Source organism: Serratia sp. 22264, assembly GCF_052045345.1.
Taxonomy (GTDB): Bacteria; Pseudomonadota; Gammaproteobacteria; order Enterobacterales; family Enterobacteriaceae; genus Serratia; species Serratia plymuthica.
In genome coordinates, this window is the sequence record NZ_JBQEOY010000001.1 from 1,872,733 (window position 1) to 1,894,867 (window position 22,135).

Here is a 22,135-nt window from a genome sequence, read left to right on the forward strand (position 1 = left end):
CTTCAATTCACCAGCCGGCCGTGCGCCATCGCCACCGAGCGATCGCACATATGGTCGATGACGTCGGCATCGTGGCTGACCAGGATCATGGTCAGATCACCCGCCTGCTTCAGGTCGTTGAGCAGGTTGAGGATTTCAGCCTGTACCGACATGTCCAGCGCCGACGTCGGCTCGTCCAACAGCAGCAGTTTCGGTTTTAGCAGCAGCGCCCGCACTATCGCTACCCGCTGGCGCTGGCCGCCGGAAAGCTGGTGCGGATAGCGATCCAGCAAGCGAGGGTCTAACCCTACCTGCCGAAAACCGGCGCTGATTTTCTGCTCGATATCGCGCTCTTTCAGCAACTTCAACGGCTCCGCCAGCGTGCGCAACAGCCGGTGCTTGGGGTGCAACGACGCATAAGGGTCCTGAAACACCATCTGCACCTCACGCCGCAGCGTGCCGGTGAACGGCCGGCCGGGCTTCAGCTCCTGGCCCAGCAGCCGGAAACCGCCGCTCCAGTTCTCGTTCAACCCGGCCAGCACCCACAGCAACGAGGATTTACCGCAGCCCGAGGGGCCGACCAGCCCGAAGCATTCACCTTGTTCGATATGCAGATTGACGTCATGCACCACCCTGCGCAATTCATGGCCCTGACGGTGACTGACGTTGAGATTTTCCAAAGTAATCAGGCTCATTTCAGCGCCTCCAGCAGCGCGCGATCCAATACCGGCAGGGGTTTGCCGTGAGTTTCCCGGCTCGGCCGGCACGACCATAGCGTGCGGGTGTAAGGATGCGTCGCCGCGGCCAACTGGTCGGCCGGCAGTTGATCCAGCAGTTCGCCCTTGTACATCACCAGTACCCGTTCGCAGTAGTGCGCCACCTGCTGCAAATCGTGACTAATCAGAATCAGCCCCATATTGCGCTGCTCCACCAGATTTTCGATCAGTTGCAGCACCTGATCGCGCATCTGGTGATCCAGTGCGGAAGTCGGTTCATCGGCAATCAGCAACTGCGGATCGTTAATCAGCGCAATCGCCAGCATCACCCGCTGCCCCATGCCGCCGGAAAGCTGATGCGGGTAGCGCTGACGCAACGCCGTCGGGTCAGGCAAGCCTACCGCCGCCAGCATGTCCAGCACCTTTTCCCGCCGTTCGGCCCGGCCCAGGCGAGTGTGCAGCAACAGCGGTTCCTCCACCTGCTTGCCAATCGGCTGAGTGGGGTTCAGCGCATGCTTGGGATCCTGCATCACCATCGCCACTTTTGTGCCACGCAGGCGGTTCCACTGACGCTCGTTCAGTTGCGTCAGTTCATCCCCGCCTAACGTCAGGCGCTGCGCCCGCACTTGCAGAGGCGGGGGCAATAGCCCCATCAGCGCCCGGGCGGTCAAGGATTTGCCGGAACCGGATTCGCCGACCAGCGCCAGCCGCTCCTGCCCCATGCTGAAAGAAATCTCTTTTACCAGCGCAACCGGCTGTGGCGCCGGCAGCAGCACCGACAGCCGGTCGGCGATTAATAAGCGGTTATCAATGCCCATGACGAGGATCCATTTTATCGCGCAGGCCATCGCCCAGCAGGTTAAAAGCCAGGCTGGCGAACAGGATCGCCCCGCCCGGCACGGCGGCCACCCACCACTGATCGAAAATCACTTTACTGCCCTCGGCCACCATGGACCCCCATTCGGCGGTTGGCGGCGCAACGCCCATGCCGAGAAAACCCAAACCGGCGGCGGACAGGATAATCCCGCCCAGGCTCAGCGCAGCGCGAACGACCGCGCTCGGCAGACACAGCGGCAAAATATGGCCGGCCATCAGCCGCAGGCCGCCAATGCCCTGCATGCGTGCCGCCGCCAGATAGTCACTGCGACGCAACGCCAGGGTTTCCGCCCGCGCCTGACGGGCGAAAGAAGGCCAACTGGTCAACGCCAGCGCCAGCGCGCCGTTCATCAACCCGGGGCCAAGCACCGCGACAAACGCCAGCGCAATCACCAGGCTGGGCAGCGACAGAAAAATATCGGTCACGCGCATCAAAATACGCTCCGCCCAACCGCCGAGATAACCGGCGCTGATGCCCACCAGCAGGCCAATAGGAATGGTCAGCAACAGGATCAGGGACACCAGAATCAGCGTCGGGCGGGCACCGTAAATCACCCGCGACAGCAAGTCGCGGCCAAAACCGTCGGTGCCCAGCCAATGGCCGGAGGAAGGCGGCAGCAGGCGCAACTCAATGTGTTGCAGATTGGGGTCGAAGGGTGCCAGCCACGGGGCCAACAGCGCGGTCAGGATCAAGATCGCCACCAGCGTCGCGCCAATCGTCAACGTCGTCAGGCGACGGCGGGCGCGGTAGCCGGTCGCCGGTGCGCCCTGGGGCTCATGTTCGGAAAGGTATTGGCTCATCGGGTTCGCGGGTCCACTAAATAAGTCAGTGCGTCGGCCAGTGCGTTAAGCACCACGAAACAGGTGCCGATCAGCAGCGTAGCGCCAAGAATGGCCGGCGTATCGGCGGCAAACAGCGCGGTGGTCAGGTAACGTCCGACGCCCGGCCAGGCGAACACCGTTTCGGTCAGTACCGCGCCTTCGAGCAGGCTGGCGTAGGAAAGCGACAAAACGGTGATCAGCGTGCCGAGCACGTTGGGAAACACGTGACGCAACAGAATGCGCACGCGGCTGGCGCCTTTGGAACGCGCCAGAGTGACGTACTCTTTGTTGCACTCTTCCAGCATCGCCGCGCGCAGCAGCCGGGTGATGCCCGCCATCGACAACAGCGCCAACGCCACCACCGGCAGCCACAGGTGGCTGATGGCGTTGTAAAACATCTCGCGATCGCCGGACAGCCAGCTATCAATCAGCACAAATCCGCTGCGCGGCTCCATGCTGTAAAGGTAGATATCATCCAGCCGTCCCGGCCCCGCCGACCAATGCAGCGTGGCGTAAAACAGCAGCAGGCCCAGCAGGCTGAGCCAGAAGATCGGTACCGAATAGCCTATCAGCGACAGCAGCCGCGCCGCGTTATCCAGCCAACTGCCCGGTTTGAGCACCGCCAGAAACGCCAGCGTAATGCCGCCGAGGGCGCCGAGGATAATGGCGCAAGTGGCCAGTTCTACCGTGGCCGGGAAGGTGCGCAACAGATCGCTCAGCACCGGCTGCGAGGTGATGCGGGATATTCCCATGTCGCCGTGCGCCAGATGCACCAGATAGCGCCAGAACTGCACCGGCAGCGGCTGATCCAGCCCCAAATCGTGGCGCACCTGGGCGTAAGTGGCTTCGCTGGCGTGATCGCCGGCAATTTGCAACGTGGGGTCGATCGGCGCCAGGTGAGAGAGCATAAAGGTGAACAGCAACAGGCCAAGCAGCGTCAGCGCCAGGGACAGCACGCCGGTCAACAGCCTGCGGCCCCAGCGCCAGCTGTGCCGGGCGAACCCGGCAGAGGAAGAACGGGTTGTCATTACTTGCTGACCTTGCTGTAGAACACCATGTCGGGGTTGATGCCCTGCACGTAGCCTTTCAGATTGTCACGCACGGCGATCAGGCTGCGCGCCTGCAAGCCGATAACAAATGGCGAGCTTTGCTGAACGGATTTCTGCAACTGTTGGTAATCCGCCACCCGTTTGGCGGTGTCATTCTCCGCCGTGGCCGCCAGCGTCAGCTTATTCAGCGCGGGAATTTGCCAGTTGGCGCGCCAGGCCAGGGTTTTGCTGCCGTCTTCCGGGTTATAAGCGAAAGCAGCGGCGTTGGTGTTCGGGTCAAAATAATCAGGCCCCCACGAGGTCAGAACCGCGTCATAGTTCAGGGTTTTGACCTTGGTGGACACCTGAGCGCTAAGCCCCGGCACCAGATCCACTTTCACGCCACCCTGGGCGAAACTGGCCTGCAGCGCCTGGGCGATATCCAGGTACGGCGGCTGGTTGTTGACGTCCAGCTTAAAGCTGACGTTTTTCAGGCCGGCTTTCGCCAGGATTTCTTTGGCTTTTTGCGGATTAAAACTGTACGGCCGGTCCTTCAACGCCCCCAGATACCCTTCCGGCAGGAAAGCCTGATGGTTCTGGAACTGGCCTTTCAGCAGATCGTTGGCAATGCCGTTATAGTCGAACAGCCAGCGCGCCGCTTCCCAGAACGCCGGATTGCTCAGTGCCGGTGATGCCTTGGCGTTGAACTGCAGGAAGTAGAGTGACGCGTAAGGGATGGCCAGCGGTTTTACGCCCGGCTTGTCTTTCAGCGCCGCCATCTGATCTGCGCCCAGGTTGCGCGCAATATCGGCGTCGCCCTGCTCCAGCAGCAAGCGGCGCGCAGCAGGATCCGGCACGTTCTTGATCAAGACGGTTTTCAGCGTTGGCGCGCCTTCCGGTGAGGTCGGATTGGCATCCAGCACCACCACTTCATGCGGCACATAGGTGCGGATTTTATACGGGCCGCTGCCGGCGGAATGGCTGTTCAGCCACTGATGCCCCAAATCATCGCCCTGCTGGTGCGCCAGCGCTTCTTTGGCATCGACAATCGACGATACCGGCGCCGACAGCAGGCTGAGCACGAACGCCGGGCTGACGTTTTCGCTCCAGCTTATTTTCACCTTGTGGTCGTCCACCTTGCTCAGGTGCTGGTCGACGTTTTTAGCGTTCCAACCCAGTTGGGTGAGGATAAATGACGGTTCCAGGTTCAGCTTCACCACCCTTGATAGCGAGAAGATCACGTCCTCCGGGCGCAACGGGTTGCCACTGGAGAATTTGGCGTCCGGCCGCAGGCTGAAGGTTAGGCTGCGGTTATCGCTGCCCGCCTGCCATTCGCTGGCCAGCGTAGGCTGGAGGTCGATAGGGTTCTGCGGATCCGACTGGATCAAACGCTGATACAGGCTGTTGAACGATTGCACCGTGGTTAATTCAAAACCCTGGGCAGGGTCAAAGCTGACAACGTCATCGATTGACTGGGCAATCACCAACGTATTCGCCGGGGTCGCCGCCTGCGTGTTGAAACTGGCCGCTACGGCCAAAAATAGCAAAGAAGGAACGAACGCTTTCATCAGAAACTCTCCAACCGGATGGAATTTATAGTAATTTCGCGAGTGTAAGTGAGTGCATTCGGCAGGCGAAGGTACTTAAATAACTATAGATATTCTTTTTATATCTATAGATGAGGTTTTGATTATTAAGCAGGCTAAGTTCTGCGCCGTTGCCCGCAATGGCATGCGCAAATTTTGTCGCTAATGACTTCTCTTGCGTGAGGATACGCCTATGCAAAAACAACGTTTTGCGTTGCCCTTTGCCTGCGATTAGCGTGCGGCCAGTCAAGGCCGGGGATGATCAAATGGGAGAAGGTAAACGCCGTCTGGCCAGCAAGTTATTGAAAAAGCCGCTTTAGGGTCCTCTATTATCGCCGGGCAATCTGCCCGGCTTTTTATGTTCATCGCCAGGTTAAATCTGGTAATCGATCACCGCATCCAACTGTGAGGAGAATACCTTGTCCTTGATTTCGGTCAGCGACAGCGTCGGGTTGCACAGCTGGATAAATCGCCAGGCATAGTTACGTTGTAACTGGCTGCGTTTCAACCCCAGCCACACGGTATTGGGTTCGAACAGATGCTCGGCATTGAGGCTGACCAGGCCGTGGTCGCGCTCTTTCTCGTACGACATATCCGCCAATACGCCGACCCCCAGCCCCAACTCGACATAAGTTTTAATCACGTCGGAATCCTGCGCGCTCAGAGCGATATCCGGCGTCAGGCCGGCGGCCTTGAAAGCGGCGTCCAGCCTTGAGCGGCCGGTAATGCCCTGCCGGTAAGTGATCAGCGGCAACGTGCTGAGCATCTCCAGCGTGACCTGCGGCTGGCGGGTCAGTTCATGCCCTTCCGGCACCAGTATGGTGTGATGCCAGCGGTAGTAGGGAAATGCCGCCAGCGATTCGTCGCTCATCAAGCGTTCGCTGGCAATACCGATATCGGCTTCGCCGGAAGCCAGCATGGCGACAATTTCCTCCGGGCTGCCCTGGTTCAGCACCACTCTCACCCGCGGATATAACGCGCGAAACTCTTTAATCACCCCCGGCAGGCTGTAACGTGCCTGAGTATGAGTCGTAGCGATATGCAGTTGGCCGGAGTCGTTGCTGCTGAATACGTCTGCCAGGCGGCGGATATTATTGGCATCATTCAGGATACGTTCAGCCACCACCAGCAATTCTTTACCCGGTTCGGTCATGCCCAATAAACGCTTCCCGCGGCGGATAAATATCTCAATGCCCAGTTCTTCTTCCAACTCACGAATATGACGGCTAACCCCAGATTGCGAGGTAAATAACGTGTTGGCGACCTCGGTCAGGTTGTAGTTGCAACGCGCCGATTCACGAATAATTTTTAGTTGTTGAAAGTTCATCCCTTCCCCCTGTCGAGCAATAGTGTTAACGACAGTGATACTGAGTCTGGCGGGAGGGAACAAATAAGAAATAACCTTTACTTATGCATTTTAATGCTAAGTGGATTTTTCACGGCCGTGAATTAACTGTTTCTTCGAGATAAAATAACGAAAAGCTTTAAAATTAACGACATATAAAACCACTTAATTATTATGGATTAAATATTCCGGCGAAATAAAGTTATTAAATATAGGCATTGGTTATATATAAAAAGGCCCTGCACGCAGAGCCCGTTTGGAAAGGATGTTTCGGCTGAAAGAATCAGGCGGTCGCTTCACCGCCAATAGGGCCAGACGTGTTCTGCTGCAACCACTGCTGCACATAGTTGACCAAATCGCCGATGCAGTCGTCCTTCATGCCGTGGTTTTTCAGCTCGTTATCCAGTGCAAACAGGTATTGGGCATTAGTGCCCAACGGCCCGCTGGCGCTGGCTATCAGAGGCGCTATCACCTGATGGCTGGTGTCTTCTTCAAACAGCGGGTGTTGCGGATTCATCACGAATACCAGCGCGGTGACCACTTCGCCATCGGCAAGCTGGAGATCGCACCAGGTCGGCAGGTAACAGCCGGTCACCATTTCGCGTTTCCACAGCAGTTCCAGCTCTTCGCGCAGCTTCTCTTCCGGCAAGCGGAACGCCAGCCCGGTAGTATGGCCGCCCTCTTTCAGCGCCAGCATGCGCCCCGGCTGATGCAAGGTGCCGCGCCCGGCGGTTAACCGCAGGCAAAACGCACGGTGCCACCCCTGCAGCGTGGCCGGACGCACCTCTTCGGATTCGAATACCGGGTTCCACATCAGCGAGCCATAACCGAATACCCACACCGGGCTGTTATCCGGACGACGGGATAAAGTACAATTCAGCGAGGCCGCACGCTGCTCTGATGTCAGTAACAGCGACTCCTCAATTGTGCCGAATGCTGTTTTGCAATCTGCCTTTTGCAGAAAATCTCGCGTTAACACCTTAACAACCTCCTGGGAATAGGCGACTCATACTCCCTGCCACTGCGATCTCTGGAATTTTTATTTATTGGATGCGGAATTTTATTAATTCAATAGTCACTCCACGATAATAATGACCTTATTCTTTTCTCGATCCGCAATCAAGTTTCAAAACGTAGATAAAGTGAAAAAGTATTTGTACGCGAGAGCAATAATATTAATTGCATGCTTAGCTATGCAGATATTGTGATTTTCCCGGCACCCGCAGCCGGGTTTTAAGGTTACTTTTTGTGCCAACGGTCGTCGTCGCCTTTGCGGTAGGTCTGCTTCACCGCCGCCCAGGCGACTTTATGCGCCGTTTCTTCACGGCTGTCATCGCCGCGACGGTCATCAGGGTCCCGATATTGATCCCAGGCGCTATTAAACGCTTCTTTATAGATCTCTTGTGCATGATCCGGCAGCACATTTTTCACATTGTCGGGTAAGGCGCTTTTGCTGTTATAGGGCATCATTTCTCTCCCGTAACGACGTATTAATCTCTAAGCCTAGTCAATACCGCCTGCCGCCTCAACCAGCAAACGATTCTCATTATCAAATGACATGATATACTCGGCGCCAAACGAACATAAGGAGATCACCGTGAATACCGATGCCCCCCGCTCACGCGCGCCTTACCTGATTGAAGTCGCCGCTGTCCGTGACATTACGCCGCACCTGCGTCGCATCACCTTTAGCGCGCCAGACCTGCGCTATTACCCGGCGCAAGCCGCTGCCGCGCACATCAAGGTTTTCCTGCCGCTCGCAGGCCAACGGCAACCGGACCTCCCAACCTTGACCGCTAACGGCCCGGTTTGGGCAGCGGACGCGGTACGCCCGATTATTCGCACCTATTCGGTGCGCGCCGTACGCCCGGAACTGGCCGAAATCGACATCGAATTCGCCATCCACGACCATAGCGGCCCGGCGGTAAACTTTGCGCGCCAGGCTAAAGCGGGCGATAAAATTGGCATCAGCAACCCTGGCGGCCCCAAACCGATGCTGCCGCCGGCCGATTTCTACTGCCTGGCCGGCGATCCTTCATCTTTACCCGCGCTGGCGGCGTTATTGGAACAGCTGCCGGCGAGCAGCGAAGGCCATGCTTTTATCCGCGTGGATACTGCCGCCGACGTTATCAGCCTGAAAAAACCTGCCGGCGTCGAGCTGAATTGGATTATCGGCGGCACCGAAAAAACGCCGGAGCTGATAACCCAATTTTGCGCATTGCCCTTGCCGCAGGCCGCCACCCAGTTCTGGCTGGCGGGTGAAGATCGCCTGGTGGTCGAACTGCGCCGCTACCTGCGCCGCGATCGTCAATGTGACCGTAATCAGCTTTATGCCGTACCTTACTGGCGTGAAGGGTTAAATGAAGAGGGTTATCATAATAAACGGCATGAAATCATGGATAACATTGACGACTAATCGGAATTTTTCCCTTTATTAACCATACAATGCGTGTATAAATGCAATTTATGCGCCATTGATGCGAAAAATTAATCCCACTACGTAAAAGTAAGTAAATAAAACCGCATCCGATGCGGTTTTTTTGTTAACCTTGTCACACAAAGCAAGCAATTGCTTTTTCGAGTAACACAACATCACATCATTACCCGACACAAGACACCGGGTGTATCCTATTATTATTAAATATAAATATGCCCAATGGATTTCAAACTGCGGCCAACAATGCAGCAGCGCGAAAGGCGGCGGGTAAACATTCTGGATACGCGAGTTGCCGTACTGCGGCAGTCAGCGATGACGGGTCCACGCTATTTGAGAAGGAGTACCATCAAAATGAAGTCGCAACACGATCCTGGCCGATCCAAATCCCGCCACACCGAGTACTCGCTGATTTTCCCGATCGCCGCCCTGGTAGTCCTGAATCTGTGGGGCAGCACCAGCAACTTTCCCTTGATCGTCGGCATTAACATCATCGCCCTGATAGGTATTCTCAGCAGCGCCTTTAGCGTGGTGCGCCATGCGGACGTGCTGGCTCATCGTTTGGGGGAACCCTACGGCTCGCTGATCCTCAGCCTGTCGGTGGTTATTCTGGAAGTGAGCCTGATTTCAGCGCTGATGGCGACCGGCGACGCGGCCCCAGCGCTGATGCGCGATACGCTTTATTCCATCATCATGATCGTCACCGCCGGCCTGGTAGGCGTTGCGCTGCTGCTCGGCGGGCGCAAATTCGCTACCCAGTACGTTAACCTCGGCGGCATCAAACAGTATTTGATGGCGATTTTCCCGCTGGCGATCATCGTTCTGGTGTTCCCGAGTGCGCTGCCGGGGGGTAACTTCAGCACCGGTCAGGCACTGTTGGTCGCAGTGATTTCTGCCGCCATGTATGGCGTGTTCCTGGTGATCCAGACCAAAACCCACCAGAGCCTGTTCGTGTACGAGCATGAAGATGACGACGGCGACCCGCACCACGGCAAGCCTTCCTCACACAGCAGTGCCTGGCATGCGGGCTGGCTGGTCGTGCATCTGATTGCGGTGATCGCGGTGACCAAATTCAACGCCAACCCGTTGGAAGGTTTGCTGACCAAAGTGAATGCCCCGGCGCAGTTTACCGGCTTCCTGGTGGCGCTGCTGATCCTGTCGCCGGAAGGTCTGGGCGCCCTGCGCGCCGTGTTGAACAATCAGGTTCAGCGCGCCATGAACCTGTTCTTCGGCTCGGTATTGGCGACCATTTCCCTGACGGTGCCGGCGGTAACCATCATCGCCACCCTCACCGGCCAGACGCTGATCTTCGGCCTGCAGACGCCGCATATCGTGGTGATGTTGACGGTATTGCTGCTGTGCCAGCTGTCGTTCTCCACCGGGCGCACCAACGTGCTGAACGGTACCGCGCATCTGGCGCTGTTTGCCGCCTACATGATGACCATCTTTTCCTGAATGACCGAGGGGCGCACTCTGCGCCCCTCTTCTTATACCGCCTTGTACCGCCAGGATTTATACCGCGAAGAAAATGCCCGCCGCGATCCCGCCAAACAGAATCCATTTAATGATGTAATAACCGGTGCGGTTCCACGCCTTTAGCCGTTTCCCCACTTTGCGCACCGCATAAATGTACTTGAACAGCTTGTTAACGCCGCCGGTGCGATCGCCCTCTTCGTTTGGCGCAGTGGCCGCGCTCATCAGATTACGCCCCAGCCAGTGGTTGACGCTCTGCGCCCAGCGATAACGCATCGGCCGCTCAATATCGCAAAACAGAATCAACCGGTTTTGCCCGCTCTGGTTTTCGGCGTAATGCAGATAGGTTTCATCAAACATCACCCCTTCTCCGTCACGCCAGCTGTAACGTTCGCCGTCGACTTCAATAAAACAGCGATCGTCATTGGGCGTAATCAACCCCAGATGGTAACGCAGCGAACCGGCGTAGGGGTCACGGTGGCGCGGCAGGCGGCTGCCGTCCGGCAGTTCGGCAAACATCGCCGCCTTGACCGAAGGCAGGCTGCGCAGCAGCGCGGTGGTCTGTGGGCACAGGCTCATCGCCGATGGATGGTTGTCTTCATACCATTTCAAATAAAAACGCTTCCAACCGGTTTTGAAAAACGAGTTGAAGCCGGCATCGTTGAATTGATCCGAAGCTTTAATTTGCTGGATCGCCATCAACTGCTGCCCTTCGTCGCGAATGGTTTGCCAATTATCCCGCAGTACCGCCAGTTCGGGAAATTGCTCCGGTTGCAGATAAGGCGTTATCGGCGCGCGCGAGAACAAGTACATAAAAACGTTCAGTGGCGCGGTGAAAGTGGAATGATCGGAAAGCTGCCGCCAGAAGGTATAACGCACCCGGCCGCGATAATGGATATAGACCACACATAAAATAAATAAAATTAAAATAATATATTTCATGACTGAACCGCTGTGAGAAGCCCAACACCTGTGCGCCAAACCGGCGCACAACGCAACTACTTCCGTTTGCCAGGTAAAGGCTGGCGCCAATTTGGAACACCATTAATCATTAACGCTAACGCAACGAAAATCCATACAAAACCCTACAATAATTTACATACAGAATTGGCGGGCGGGGATTAGCGGCAGAAATGAAAAAAGGCCGCCGAAGCGGCCTAGCAAAGATACTTTAGTCATTTGAAATAAAAGGATTTATTTCTAAGCGTGTCCACGCATTGACCACACTTCGAAAAAAGCCCCGGATTTCCGGGGCTTCTGCGATTTAACTACATCAACATACTTTGCTGGCCGTAGTGATTTGGATGCGGCATTACCGGCACCACATGGCCGGGCTTCATAATTGTGCGTTCAATGGTTTCCATGGTGACGAATGTATGACTGCAATTGATGTTCTGGCACTGGTGGTAACGTTCCTTGGTATTCTCGCTGAGATAACGGCTTGAACGAGCATGTGCAGCAGTTCCGCAGATATTGCAATGAAACATAATTTATCACCTCCACCATTCAATATTGATAAAGTGATTTTAGACTTTTTTCCTTTAATATCAATTAATTATTACCAATTCATTCCTGCGCAATTTCCTCCTCGTACTCTACATTGGAAAGCTTCACCTCAAGCTCTAGCGTCGTCGTGTAGCCGCCATCACTGAGCAAATGGGTCACCTTAGTGATTGTCCATTCCTGCTCGTCTATGACGCGCTTAAACCCTTTCACCTTAACCGGCGTTTCCGGGTATAAATCCGCGCGCCCCATCGCGAGGGTGATTGAAAACTCAGCAACACCGCGTTGCAACTTATCCCACTTCGCCAGCGCAGCACGCATCGCCTGTGCCCTACTGGCGTAAATCGTGGTGATAGCAAACACATTATCAGCCTCGCCGGTCATGTATTCCCCTTCGCGTTCCTCTTTCGGCTTGGCTGCGGCTTCCTTGACAGCAACCGGCTTAGCCTTTGGATGTTGCAGCGCACGCAGATGCTGCGGCTTCGGTTTACGCTTGAGTTTTACCTGCTGTTTTTGCGGCTTCGGGTCTTTGGTATGCAGCCATTTCGCCGTAACGCCGGTATATGCTGCCCGGTCTGCAATGGCAAACTGATGCCGGTCACCGTCACGCCGCTCAATGGTCATCTGTGGGATAGGCTTGCCGCTGGCGGTCACACCATTCCCGGCCCTGATAAATAACAACCGTCCGGCTTTTATCGATACTTCCGCCCCGTTACGTGTGGCGAGGCGTGTCAGGAACTTGACGTCAGACTCCTGCGACTGGTCAATATGCGGGACTTTAATCTCCGCCAGCCCTTTCGCTACGCTGGCGGTCAGTTTGTTCCTCTCGGCAATTTTGCCAATCACAGCGCCGAGCATGGTGTCATGATAAGACTCTTCACGTCGGGAATTGAGCGACCCTCGAAAATCAGCGGAGCGGGCGCGAATGGTCAGCATGTCCGGCGCGCCCCGGTGCTCAATCTCATCAACAGTAAAACTGCCCTTGTTGAACAATGGCGCACCCTGCCAGCCAAGGTGGAGCGTCAGCACTGCGCCCCGATTTGGCATCATGACCTGACCGTCGGCGTCATCAAGCTCAATATCCAACTGGTCAGCTTCAAATCCGCGGTTGTCCGACAGCGTCAGGGAGTGCAGGCGGTCACTGATGTTGTGAGTGATATCCTTATCACCCATTTTGAGCATAAACGCCGGGGCGATGGTTGCCCCGGCATCCAATGTCATCCCGGTAATCATTGGAACAGTCCTCCCACGGCGTTCCCGGCCTTGGCCGATAGCTCGCTCATCTGACCGAGCATCCCCTCAGCCTGTGCCTGCAAATCGCCATACATCGCAGTAAATGACTCATCCACGCGGGTAAGCGTGAGCGTGAACTCTATGCGCCTGGCGCTACCAGTGGAGAAAAATTCCGTGCGGGTTTCACTGACGCTGTTCACGACAAACATCCCGTAAATGGTGCCAGTGCCTTCCAGCAACGGCCACGCTTTACCCTCGGCGGCCATCGCATCAAGCAGTTGCATCGAGATTTTACCGCCGGTAATTTCAGGCAGCAGGACGCCGGATAGCGTTATTTTCTCCTCATTGACGCCGAGAAATTGCAGGGCCGGCCGCTGGCCGACGCGGCTGTTTGACGGCCAGCGATAATCCACCGAGCGTGCCAGTGTTTGATACGGCACGGTCTGCAACTGGAACACAAACAGCCCAAGAATTAGCATCATCAGCACACCCTCCTTTAATCCGTCGCCATATTTGAGCGCTGCGCTGCACGGCGTTTACGCTCCCGTTCTTCCACCACTTCCAGCAACATCCGCTTGGTTTCTGCCCCGCTGACACCGCCGGGATGGTTACTGCCGACGTGGAAATTGTTGACGCTGTTATCAACATAGGACTTGCCACCCCCGGCCGTAACCGGGGCATAACCACCTGTCAGCAAACCACCGGAGGGGGAATAACCGCGCCCGTTCGCGCCGTTGGCATAGTCATTGGCCTTCTGCACTTTTTTGTCGAGGTCGCTGGATTCGGAATTGATGACGCCAAGCTTTTCCAGCACCCAATCAATGCCCTGTCGCAGTTTATTGAATGCTTTTAGTGGTAGACCGAGCACATCAGCCAACCCCCGGCCAAAAGCCAGCCCCGCGTTTTTGCAGCTATCGAGGGTCTCTTTGGTGGACTCCACTGGCTGGATTAAATCCTTAAACCACTGCCAGACGGCCTTTAGCTTATCGCCGAGCCAGTCGAAAACAGGTTTCAACGGCTTAAACAGCTCACCAACCGGCGCGAACGCCTCCATAACCCCCTGAATCACCCCACTGAAAAAGGCGCTAATAGGTTGCCAGTATTTGCGAATCAACAGCACCCCGGCCACAACGGCCAAGCCAATCGCCACAATCGGCCACGTTAGCGCGCCTAACGCCGTCATGATGGCACCGCCCGCTACACTGAAAGCGGTACCCATAAAACCGGCTACCGCAATGATTCCGTTAATCCCCATGATGACCGGCCACGACGCCAAGCCAATCGCCCCCAAAATGCCGACAACGGCAAGGCCACCGAGGGCAATCTTCCCCAGAGTCCCAGCCAGCTCTTTGTTGTCCTTGATCCAAAGGTCAATTTTCAGCAGGAACTTTGTTGCGCGGTTTGTCAGCTCACGGAAAGGCGTTTCAAGTTGGTCATACAGGTCGATACCGATGGCCTCATATGCTGACTGAAGCTCTTTCAAGTCCCCGCCGAGGTTGTCCTGCATGATTTTGACCAGCGCCTCGGTCTTACCGTCAGACTCTTGGAGCAACGTGGTCAAGCGGTCAAGCTTGCCGGAAGCTGCATCGCCCATCAGCACAGCAGCGGCCGACGAAGCCTCTTCCCCGAAGATAACTTTCATGTATTCCGCGCGCTGAGCGGTGCCGAGCTTGTTTTTATCGAAGCTCTTTTGCATTTCCTTCAGGATGGTAAATAACGGCCGCATATTGCCTTTACGGTCAGATGTTCTGACGCCCAACTCCCCGAGCGCATCCTTGGCTTGCCCCATCGGAGCTTGCAGCCGGGTTATCACCGCACGGCTCCCCGTACCGGCCATAGAGCCGGTGATTTTGGCATCGGCCAACGCACCGGCAATTGCTGCCGTCTGTTCAACACTGATACCGGCATTTTTCGCCACTGGTGCGGCATAGGTCAGGGTGTCGCTGAGGCCCTCAAAGTCAGCCGCGCTCTTGTTCATGGTCTGGGAAATCACGTCACCAATGTGCGCAACCTTGTCGTTTGTCAGACCGAAAGCCGACTTTACCCCCATCAGCAGGGTGGCGTTTTCCTCCATTGTTTTACGGTTCGCCAGCGCCATATTGAGCGTGACCGGCGTCGCTGCGGTGATTGCGTCTTTGTCGCCGCCTGCTTTGGCAATGATGATTTGCGCCCCGGCTGCGTCATCGGCTGACGCGGCCGTGTTATCACCAAGCTGTCGCGCCTGCGTGCGAAGCGCCACCATATCGGCGGAGTCTTTTGCCACACCGAGCACGGCCTGCAACTCAGAGTTTTTTTGCGCAAAATCATACCCCGGCGTAAGGAGTTTACTTGCAGCAAAACCCCCGACTGTCGCCGCACCAACGCCAGCAGCACCGGCCCCGGCCACACTGCCCGCCAATTGCTTCCCGGCCTGATGACGCTGGGACACGGCGCTGAGTTTGGCCTGCTGCTGGCTGACGCGCGATAACGCCTCCCGCTGCCGGTTGAGCTGCGCGGTAGTGTCACTGAGGGAGGATTTCAGGCGGCGCTCGTCGGCGGCCAGGGTACGCGTGTTAATCCCGGCCTGCGCCAGCTCTTGGCGCTGACGCTGCACCGACTGACGCAGCCCGTTATATTTGAGTTGCAGCTCAGCCGCTGAGCGTTTGGCTGCATCCATCAATTGCGCCTGTGCGCGGGTCGGCTTCTCGGTATTTTTAAACTGCACCGCCAACGCGGCGGCTTCCTGCTTAGCTTTTGCCAGCGCCTGACCGGTGACAGCAAGCTGCGCGCTCGATTTGCGGAACCCCTCAACGCGCCCGGCCTGCGCATTCAATTCTTTCAGGTTCTGCCGGGTGTCGCGGATTTCCGCAGACAGCGATTTACTCGCTGTCTGGATGCTTTTAAACGGGCGTGTCGCTTGGTCAACGGCTTTGAGTAGCACCTGCAACTTGACGTTGTTACTCATTCGTTTGTCCGCTTCGTTGGAGCGCTTTGTCGCGCCAGTTGAGGAGTTCTTGCGGTGTCATCGGGTAAAGCTCTGACGGCGGCCAATGGAAAATCGTCGCGATATCCGCCATCAGGTCATCAACCGACAAGCCTGCCGGGAAATCTACAGTGCCGAACTCGGTGCCAAAAAACCGATAACCTTCCCGGCCAGTGCCACAAGGTCAGGCAAGTCCAGCGCTGTAACTTCGCTCTCGGTCAGCGATGGGTACGTCATGCGCGGCAGCACCTTAATCAACGCATCAACTTCGGAGTTCGCCAACGAAGCTAGCCCTACGCCGCGCAACGTGCCCGCATTGGGCTTAATCAGCGTGACCATATCGATAAAGGTCTCACCGCGCTTGACGGGGGTATCCAATTTCACAAAGTTCGGGTTTTCGGTGGCGGTGTTTTTGTTTTTCATGGTGTTCTCTCAATTCAGTATGGGGAATGGCGGCCAGCGTCGCTGACCGCCCGGTGATTACAGGCCGATGTTGCGGCGGTGCTGTTCCAGCATGTCGACGCCGTTCACGCGCTCAATCATGTTGACGGTGTCGACCTCGATGCGCTCTTTGCCGTCGACTGTCAGCTTGAAATAGGTGCATTGGGTCGAGATTTTTGTCTCGGTGTCCTCGCCCTGTTTCTGGTCGCCGAAATCAAATTCCTTGTGACGGCCACGCAGCACAATCTCCACCGCCGTAATGTCGCCGGTGTCATCGCGCTGATAAGAACCGCAAAAACGCAGCGGCACGGCCGTCGAGCTTGAGGCGGCGTATTGTGCCCAGAGCTGGTCATCTGGCAGACCGCCGATAGTCCACTCGACGCTCAACGCGTCATCGTCCAGCCCCATATCCACCGGGGCAGCGCCGTTCATACCGCCGCCGCGATAGTTCTCCAGCTTGCGGGTCAGTTTCGGCAGAGTCACTGAGCTGACCACGCCCATATAGCTCAGGCCGTCGTTAAACAGGTTGAGGTACTTCAGTTTGCGCGGGAGTGCCATGGTTTAACGTGTCCTTTTAGCTGTTGACGCCAGCGGCCAGATTCACCAGATATTTATCGGTGATACGCTGGCGCAGGGTCAGGTCTTCCAGTGGGGGAACCGGGGTGTAGTCGTAATCGATATACAGTTTCCCGGCCTTCAGGGTCTCTTTGTCGTTGGCCGATTCGTCGTACCAGCAATCGGCGTCGATGATGTAGCCATTAGATTTCAGCTCACGGAATTTGGCTTTAATGCCTTCGACAATGTCGCGGATAAGCGTGGCGGTGACCGGCTTATCCACCGCCCACATGTGCGCTTCGGCCATGGTGTCAGCCAATACCTGCGCGGTGCGGGTGTAGTTCTCAAACAAGAACAGCGGGTCATCAGAACAGGAGCGGTTGCCCCAGAAGCGGAAACCATCTTTGCGCACCAGCGTCGTGACCCCGGCCTCATTGAGCAAGTCGGCATCGGTGCCGGGTGCCTGTAAATCCCAGAACACGCTGGCGGAAATGCCGGTCACGCCGTTGACGCCGACGTTAGACAGGGTCTTATGCCAGCCGGTTTCCGTGTCGATTTTTGCGCGCAGGCCCAGCGCGCGGGCCGTGGCATAAGCAGTGGCACTGACGTTGCCGGTGGTATCCCACGCGAGGAAATCCGGCCAGATGAGCATCAGCTCGCGCTGACTGAAATTGTCGCGGTAGGCGATGGCCTCGGAAATGGTTTTGCAGCCATACGCACTGATATAACCAAAGGCGCGCAACTGCTGACAGATACCGGCCAGCGCCGTCGCCACCTCCAGCGTATCCAGTCCCGGCACGCCCAGAATGCGCGGTTTTACACCGGTGACGGCCTGCGCAGTAAGCAGGGCTTTCATGCCGGTATAGCGGCCGTTTTCATCCGCGCCGCCGATGATATTGGACGTTGTTGCCGCTGCGTCTTTGCCCTCTTCGACGCGCACAACCACCGTTACAGGCTTGCACTGGTCGCCGATGGCCGCCAAGGCATTCGCCAGCGTGCCGGACTTTCCGGCCTTACCGGCAGCGGCAATCACATCGGTAATCAATACCGGGGTATTGAGCGGGAAAACTTTGGGGTCGGCATCTTTGCCGGTGCAGACCATGCCGACGACAGCCGTCGATACGGTAGAAATGACGCGCGTACCGTCGTTAATTTCGACGACGCGCACGCCGTGGTGATAATCACCCATATTGTGACTCCGGTTGTTGGTGGTGTGCCTAGCTTGCCGCCGGGCTTGCGCAGGCGCACGCGATGGCCGGTGGATGGCCTACCAGACAACGGAGTAAAAAGACGGGAGGGAGAGAAAAAACAAGACGATCGATTTGGCCGATCAATATCGACGCATTGATCTATGTAATCGATTGGACGGAATTTAGCCGGAGCGGTTAGGGTGGCGTTATCTATCCGGCAACATCAGGGAAATGCCGCAGGTAGACAACGGCCCGCACATGCGGGCCATTTTTTTATGCGATGCGGTGCCAACACATTTGCAGTACGTGGCTCTCGACAATGCTGACAGCCTGCCCACTCCCTAGCGCATCAGTTTCCCCCGTAACATTATGGCCATGTGGACCGAGATCCATTTCGTGGTCATGTTCACCAGCCTCATCCGTATCACCTTCAGCATACGGGTCAAAGAAGACACGGTTATTCCCGCCCAGCTCATAATTGCTATTACGCTGTGGCGTGCCATGGTGAACGTGCGCCCCGGCCGCCTTGGTTCTCTTGGTGCCGAGGTCGGTATCGTGGGCCGTGCCATTTACGCTAATTTTTTCTGCGGGCAAATTTGCGCGGCTGATTGTCGTGGTATCACTGCCGCCGGTTTGCCCCACATTGGAGCCGTCCCGCTTGGCAATGCGCACCGTCCTCCCCTCGCCGGTATACTCCCACTTTGACCACGGCCAGCGGGCGTTAGGGTCGACGTTGGCAAAAAAGAAATGACTGATGCCAACGGGGTTAGATAATTCCCAGCTCTCGCGTACAGCGGCCGCAATGGCCTTTTTAATCGCTGCCGGAGTGGCGGCCAGCGCCTCGCTATCGCTATCCGTTGCACTGCTAAGCTGCGTAAACCCCTTTTCTTTCAGCGTAGCATCAGGATGATTGCGCGACCTTTCATGCTGACCAAGTTGCTCATCTGAATAGTCTTTTGCTGCATCTTCTGCCGCTTTGACAGCTTCGCTTGTTGCCAGCACCACCGATGGATCAGCAAGCATTTCTACTAATGCCGCATTGCTGACTTGCAACTGCATCCTAATAACTTGATAACGTCCAGAACCTTCAGAAAGTAAAGGTTTATACGTATCAGGCATATTACCAACCGCAATGCACCCACCGTCTGCATCATAGAGTGCGACCTCACGCAACCAAAATCCGCCAATCTGTGGAGGCATAATCATTTCAGCCTCAATGACCTCAGCACTCTGGTCAGAAATTGAAAGGCGATTTAATTCGGCACGATACCGCTCGTTTATCAGTCCGGTTTGCTCTGGTGCAGGCTGTGGTAACTGCCCATTTCCATCCCCCACCGCCATCATTTCTATATTCAACGGTACGCCGGATACAGCAGCGGCGGCTAGCTTGCTGTTACCCAGATGTGTCGTTAAAACAATAAATTTTTTGCTACCCACGCCCGCACCTCTTCATGCTGTTTGTATTATTTTTAACCGGGTCATTTACGACAAGATTACCCCAGCCCCCGGACCCCATTTCAGGCGTAAATAGTCCGTATTCTGTTTTATTTCGTCGTCAGAGAGTGTTTTTAAAAATACAGCAACAAGAGAAACACGGCGCAGCCCAGTAAGAATTCCAGTGCGGTAATGACCGCCAATTTTCAACGTGCGAGCAGGAGAGGCGACACGCTGTCTTTCAGACATATCGACGGCAATCGAAGTTATCTGACCCGTAACCGCATTAATTTTTTTGTATGTCGGATGGTCATTAAATACCCCCGCATAAACCTGAAATTGCGTCTCAGCCGGATATGACGTATTTACCGACTTAATCGAAAGATTTTCCCCACTTTTGACGTTTGCATACAATGTTATGTTCGTACCGTTGTTATTTGCCCCAAGGCTATCACCGGACAATATGTCCCCATCGGCTCCATAGTTGGAAAGATCAAGGCCGCCGTCGGCAGTCTTATTGTTGCCGATGGATGAAATAACAATTGCCGTCCAGTCTTTTGGGAGAATAATTCCGGTATCGTAATGGTTTGCCAGATTCACCCATGAAAAATTATCAGCAGCATTAGGGCTACCGAACATTGTCAACGGCTTGGTTTCATCCGCATAGTTTTTTAATTTGTTAGGGCCATCGTGAAGATAATAAAGCCCTGCCAATTCATCCACAATTGGAAGCTCTGGTGTTTGGTCGATAAAGCTGCCAAATTTCGGGAAACCATATTGCACCTGAGAAGGCCCGACGAGTTTAAGCGTAGAAAACATCTATTGCCCCCTTAGAGCAGTTTGTCTTTAACAATGTTAAATAAGAATTGCGCCCCGGCATTACTCATGTGTAATGAGTCCTCCCACATGCCAAGGCCTCGACCAACAGACCATTTAGGCATCATCGCGTGCAGGTCAATAAATTCGACACCAGCTTGTACTGCAAACTTGCGCGCAGCCGCGATAAAGTCCGACAACGGAGCGTTTACCGAATAACCGTCCGTGTCTGCCGGCGCAACCAGAATGATACCGACATCTGAATGAGCTGCCCTGTAAGCTGCGATGATTGAAGCTATTCCGTCGATATAGTTCGCCGTGTTGCTGTTTGCGTGCCTGTAATCATTCGTGCCCAAAATGATGACAACTACGTCCGGATCAATGTCGGTTGCATAAGGCTTAATGTATGGACTGACTTGGTACATGTAATGCAACCCGCGTGCGCCAGCGTGCCCAACCTTCAATACTTCAATTCCTTTTTTCCCCGGACTGTGGGGACGAAATGCATAGATAGCCACTTCGGAGGTATTGCCCGCCGTATCAATATCGACGGAGTGCACCCCATCAGAAAGGCCGGTAATTGACGTTTTAACTGTCTTGCTGGTTTCACTTGTCGTTACGATATTCCATGCGCCACCATCAACGCGATACCGGAATGTTCCCGAGTCGCGGTGGTAGATATCAATTTGTGTACCTTCAGCGCCGCTCAAGGTGGCAGAGCAGCTTGATAGGCTGGTGTGCATACAATAACCGTCAGGGCCGCCACCAAACTGAGGAGGAGTGGTTTCTGGACTACCAATACTCCAGTTCACCCAGCCTGCACTGCGTGTTAACCCCATATCGTTCATGTACATTTTCCGCTGCGCATTGTTACCCGCGACACTGGCCCAGCCATCAGAGGATTTTCCATATTTTGCATATAATGCATTGGCAAATTGTTGGGGTATGGTGCTGAAATCCGTCCAGCTATCACCGGTAAATGCTATTTTCGCCGTCACATTTCCGCCATTTTCCAACGTTGCGCATTTAGCCTTCCAGCGAAAGAGTGATTCGCCACTGCTGTAAGTTGGCAAAAACCTTTTCGTTGTCTGCGGGCTTAATGCGTCAGGGCCTTCTAGTTGCAAGTCCATTGTACAAAAACGCCCATTTTCCAACCATGCCACAACCTCATCGCCAATTTGGATTAAAGGTATTCGTCCATTATCGGCAAGGTTAACGTCCTCATTAATTATTAATGTACGCGGCCCAAGGCTACTAATTAAATTATCACCGAGGAACAATGACTCCAGTCTGCCATCAACAAGCCACAACACCACCTCATCATTTATTGCAATTAAAGGGATTCGACCAACAAGTTTTGCATCTACTTTTGGAATTCTTTTTTCAACGTCTTCCACATAGGCCATATTAGGCATTCGTTCCCCTGTTGCCGTCGCCACTCCGTTTATATTTTCAAAGCGCTCGGCCCACGTCATACCAACACCTTTAACCGGGAAGTACCTTCTTTTCTCCGCACCGTCATTAATGGCGCTTTGTGCTTTTTCTTTTGAATCATAAACACGCATTTCAGCCATCACCATTGACTGAGTTACATCGACCTCCTGCCGTAGAAATGAAGTGCGATTTGCGAGCTGCAACGGCTGAATATTAGCAACGCCGTCACGCCCGCCTGTTAACTCATCTTCTCGCTTGATTTGATAAATATCCTCTTCCCAGCGAGCATACTCACTAATTCTTGTCAT

At 55.2% G+C, this 22,135-nt stretch carries 22 protein-coding genes; 2 read left to right on the forward strand and 20 right to left on the reverse strand.

Annotated features, from left to right (window positions below):
• Nucleotides 1–2: 2 nt before the first annotated feature.
• The 8 genes from ACTJJ1_RS08670 to chaB form a co-directional block, all read right to left on the reverse strand.
• Entirely contained in the window at nt 3–674 is a 672-nt protein-coding gene (locus ACTJJ1_RS08670) for an ABC transporter ATP-binding protein (RefSeq protein ID WP_004945867.1), read from the reverse strand.
• Nucleotides 671–1,513 (reverse strand): ABC transporter ATP-binding protein, encoded by an 843-nt coding sequence (locus ACTJJ1_RS08675; protein ID WP_006326077.1) that lies wholly within the window; start codon nt 1,511–1,513, stop codon nt 671–673. The genes ACTJJ1_RS08670 and ACTJJ1_RS08675 overlap by 4 nt, the downstream gene beginning before the upstream one ends.
• Complete coding sequence (locus tag ACTJJ1_RS08680; RefSeq protein WP_004945872.1) at nt 1,503–2,372, reverse strand: ABC transporter permease; 870 nt, start codon at nt 2,370–2,372, stop codon at nt 1,503–1,505. Before ACTJJ1_RS08680 ends, ACTJJ1_RS08675 begins: the two co-directional genes overlap by 11 nt.
• Entirely contained in the window at nt 2,369–3,421 is a 1,053-nt protein-coding gene (locus ACTJJ1_RS08685) for an ABC transporter permease (protein ID WP_004945876.1), read from the reverse strand. Before ACTJJ1_RS08685 ends, ACTJJ1_RS08680 begins: the two co-directional genes overlap by 4 nt.
• Entirely contained in the window at nt 3,421–4,989 is a 1,569-nt protein-coding gene (locus tag ACTJJ1_RS08690) for an ABC transporter substrate-binding protein (RefSeq protein ID WP_440833153.1), read from the reverse strand. Before ACTJJ1_RS08690 ends, ACTJJ1_RS08685 begins: the two co-directional genes overlap by 1 nt.
• Before the next feature lie 391 nt (nt 4,990–5,380).
• Nucleotides 5,381–6,334: an HTH-type transcriptional regulator Cbl gene (cbl, locus tag ACTJJ1_RS08695; RefSeq protein ID WP_004945885.1), complete on the reverse strand. Its 954-nt coding sequence runs from the start codon at nt 6,332–6,334 to the stop codon at nt 5,381–5,383.
• Between the two features lie 301 nt (nt 6,335–6,635).
• Entirely contained in the window at nt 6,636–7,331 is a 696-nt protein-coding gene (locus tag ACTJJ1_RS08700; RefSeq protein WP_006321352.1) for a gamma-glutamylcyclotransferase, read from the reverse strand.
• A gap of 260 nt (nt 7,332–7,591) precedes the next feature.
• Nucleotides 7,592–7,819 (reverse strand): putative cation transport regulator ChaB, encoded by a 228-nt coding sequence (gene chaB, locus ACTJJ1_RS08705; protein WP_020439232.1) that lies wholly within the window; start codon nt 7,817–7,819, stop codon nt 7,592–7,594.
• A gap of 130 nt (nt 7,820–7,949) precedes the next feature.
• On the opposite strand from chaB, the gene ACTJJ1_RS08710 reads away from it, so the two are divergent.
• Nucleotides 7,950–8,768: a siderophore-interacting protein gene (locus tag ACTJJ1_RS08710; protein WP_020439233.1), complete on the forward strand. Its 819-nt coding sequence runs from the start codon at nt 7,950–7,952 to the stop codon at nt 8,766–8,768.
• 372 nt (nt 8,769–9,140) lie between these two features.
• A complete protein-coding gene (gene chaA / locus ACTJJ1_RS08715) occupies nt 9,141–10,241 on the forward strand; it encodes a sodium-potassium/proton antiporter ChaA (RefSeq protein ID WP_004945895.1) in 1,101 nt (366 codons plus the stop codon).
• Between the two features lie 57 nt (nt 10,242–10,298).
• On the opposite strand, the gene lpxO is transcribed toward chaA, so the two are convergent.
• The 12 genes from lpxO to ACTJJ1_RS08775 form a co-directional block, all read right to left on the reverse strand.
• Nucleotides 10,299–11,201, reverse strand: a complete 903-nt coding sequence (lpxO, locus tag ACTJJ1_RS08720) for a lipid A hydroxylase LpxO (protein ID WP_004945898.1) — start codon at nt 11,199–11,201, stop codon at nt 10,299–10,301.
• A gap of 326 nt (nt 11,202–11,527) precedes the next feature.
• Entirely contained in the window at nt 11,528–11,746 is a 219-nt protein-coding gene (locus ACTJJ1_RS08725; RefSeq protein WP_440833157.1) for a DNA-binding transcriptional regulator, read from the reverse strand.
• Between the two features lie 79 nt (nt 11,747–11,825).
• Nucleotides 11,826–12,995: a phage late control D family protein gene (locus ACTJJ1_RS08730; RefSeq protein ID WP_440833159.1), complete on the reverse strand. Its 1,170-nt coding sequence runs from the start codon at nt 12,993–12,995 to the stop codon at nt 11,826–11,828.
• Nucleotides 12,992–13,477, reverse strand: coding sequence for a phage tail protein (locus tag ACTJJ1_RS08735; protein WP_262245071.1), 486 nt, complete (start codon nt 13,475–13,477; stop codon nt 12,992–12,994). The genes ACTJJ1_RS08730 and ACTJJ1_RS08735 overlap by 4 nt, the downstream gene beginning before the upstream one ends.
• Before the next feature lie 14 nt (nt 13,478–13,491).
• On the reverse strand, nt 13,492–15,939 hold the full coding sequence (locus ACTJJ1_RS08740; RefSeq protein ID WP_440833161.1) for a phage tail tape measure protein: 2,448 nt from the start codon (nt 15,937–15,939) through the stop codon (nt 13,492–13,494).
• Nucleotides 15,932–16,051 carry a GpE family phage tail protein gene (locus tag ACTJJ1_RS08745; RefSeq protein ID WP_126501581.1) on the reverse strand — a complete coding sequence of 40 codons (120 nt, stop codon included), beginning with the start codon at nt 16,049–16,051 and terminating at the stop codon, nt 15,932–15,934. Before ACTJJ1_RS08745 ends, ACTJJ1_RS08740 begins: the two co-directional genes overlap by 8 nt.
• A gap of 32 nt (nt 16,052–16,083) precedes the next feature.
• Nucleotides 16,084–16,380 carry a phage tail assembly protein gene (locus ACTJJ1_RS08750; RefSeq protein ID WP_440833163.1) on the reverse strand — a complete coding sequence of 99 codons (297 nt, stop codon included), beginning with the start codon at nt 16,378–16,380 and terminating at the stop codon, nt 16,084–16,086.
• Nucleotides 16,381–16,437: 57 nt separating this feature from the next.
• Nucleotides 16,438–16,956, reverse strand: a complete 519-nt coding sequence (locus ACTJJ1_RS08755; RefSeq protein WP_151416101.1) for a phage major tail tube protein — start codon at nt 16,954–16,956, stop codon at nt 16,438–16,440.
• Between the two features lie 16 nt (nt 16,957–16,972).
• Nucleotides 16,973–18,142: a phage tail sheath protein gene (locus tag ACTJJ1_RS08760; RefSeq protein WP_440833165.1), complete on the reverse strand. Its 1,170-nt coding sequence runs from the start codon at nt 18,140–18,142 to the stop codon at nt 16,973–16,975.
• 274 nt (nt 18,143–18,416) lie between these two features.
• Nucleotides 18,417–19,580 (reverse strand): phage tail protein, encoded by a 1,164-nt coding sequence (locus ACTJJ1_RS08765; RefSeq protein WP_440833167.1) that lies wholly within the window; start codon nt 19,578–19,580, stop codon nt 18,417–18,419.
• A 45-nt stretch (nt 19,581–19,625) separates the two neighbouring features.
• Nucleotides 19,626–20,396, reverse strand: a complete 771-nt coding sequence (locus ACTJJ1_RS08770; protein WP_440833169.1) for a hypothetical protein — start codon at nt 20,394–20,396, stop codon at nt 19,626–19,628.
• 11 nt (nt 20,397–20,407) lie between these two features.
• The gene (locus tag ACTJJ1_RS08775; protein ID WP_440833171.1) at nt 20,408–22,135 is read right to left on the reverse strand and encodes an SGNH/GDSL hydrolase family protein; all 1,728 of its coding nucleotides are present in this window, start codon (nt 22,133–22,135) and stop codon (nt 20,408–20,410) included.